The sequence below is a fragment of the Actinomadura sp. KC06 genome (assembly GCF_004348735.1).
GTDB lineage: Bacteria > Actinomycetota > Actinomycetes > Streptosporangiales > Streptosporangiaceae > Spirillospora.
On record NZ_SMKT01000393.1, the window covers coordinates 1 to 1,235 of the forward strand.

Here is a 1,235-nt window from a genome sequence, read left to right on the forward strand (position 1 = left end):
GGTTCGGGGAGTGCTTCGGGGAGGGTCTCCATCGTCGCGAGCTTGGCACGGCCCTTGCCGCCGTGGCCCTTGCGTCGTTCCGAGTCCCGGCGCAGCCGTGACTCCAGTTTGTCCAGCGCCAGGTCGAGTGCGCCGTAACGGTCGTCGGCGGCGGCCTCGGCCCGGATCACCGGGCCGCGGGAGCGGATCGTCAGCTCGACCCGTTCGCGCTGGTCGGCCAGCCGCGGGTTGCGTTCCTCGGACACCTCCACATCAACGCGGATGACCTTCTGGTCGAGCCGCTCGATCTTGGCGAGTTTGTTGTCGACGTGCCGCCGGAATCGATCGTTGACGTCGGTGTGCCGGCCCCTCACGGTGATGTTCACGCGGGACCCCCTTCTCCCGGTTGTGATCCGGCCCTGCCCGGGAAGCCTGTACCGAACACCTTTCATCCTCGACGGGAACATGCTCGCTGTCCCGGACGGACACCACAGGACGGTGGGTCGCACCCGCCCGGCCGACCTGGTCTTCGTCCCCACATCCGCCTGCTGAGGGGCTCGCGGCGCTGTCGCCACTACTGCCCTTCTCCCTGTTCGGGGGATGTCGGATCCCCCGGCGGGGCAGGACTTACCTCTAAGGCGCACCGTGATCGGTCGACGAGAAGTCGCCTTACGTGGGCCGTTTCGCCTGCGCCTGGCATCGGCTTGCCGGACCGCCTGTAGCGCTCCTGACGAGCACTGCGATCCGACGCAACCACGGACCCGGGCGGGTGCCATGTCAGGAACGCTAACCCCTTACGCCACGAATGTCAGGGGGGGTCGGCCGAGGAAATGCTCACTGAACGTCATCGGAACCTGTCGCAACGGCCACCTGACGCCCCTCGCGGACACCCCAGGACATGCCCTGAGCCCCCGCCCGCACGCCAGTTACGCCCTTCGCGGTCACGCAGGTCATTCGATCCTGACCTCCCGGTGAGTTTGGGAAATCTCTACCCCCACTTCACACGACGTGCCCCGAACCACCCCAAACACTTACAACACGACCCGACTACACATGGTGACAACCCACCACCCCATCGGAGGCGAAGAAAGTCACCGACATCCCGTGACGCGAGGTTCGCGCCCCCTCTTGCAGCAACCGACACGGCTCTCACTGACGGCTGACACTCACCAGCGGGATGAGTCGCGGCACCCGCGGCGGCTCCTCGCCGCGTTGGGGGCGGTTGCCCGAGGTGGCGAAGTGGGGCGGCTCTGGGG

1 protein-coding gene is annotated in these 1,235 nt (G+C 67.2%); it reads right to left on the reverse strand.

Annotated features, from left to right (window positions below; genetic code table 11):
* A partial coding sequence (raiA, locus tag E1287_RS43285) for a ribosome-associated translation inhibitor RaiA (RefSeq protein ID WP_131971975.1) occupies positions 1-365 on the reverse strand: 365 nt, incomplete at its 3' end.
* Between the last annotated feature and the right edge of the window lie 870 nt (positions 366-1,235).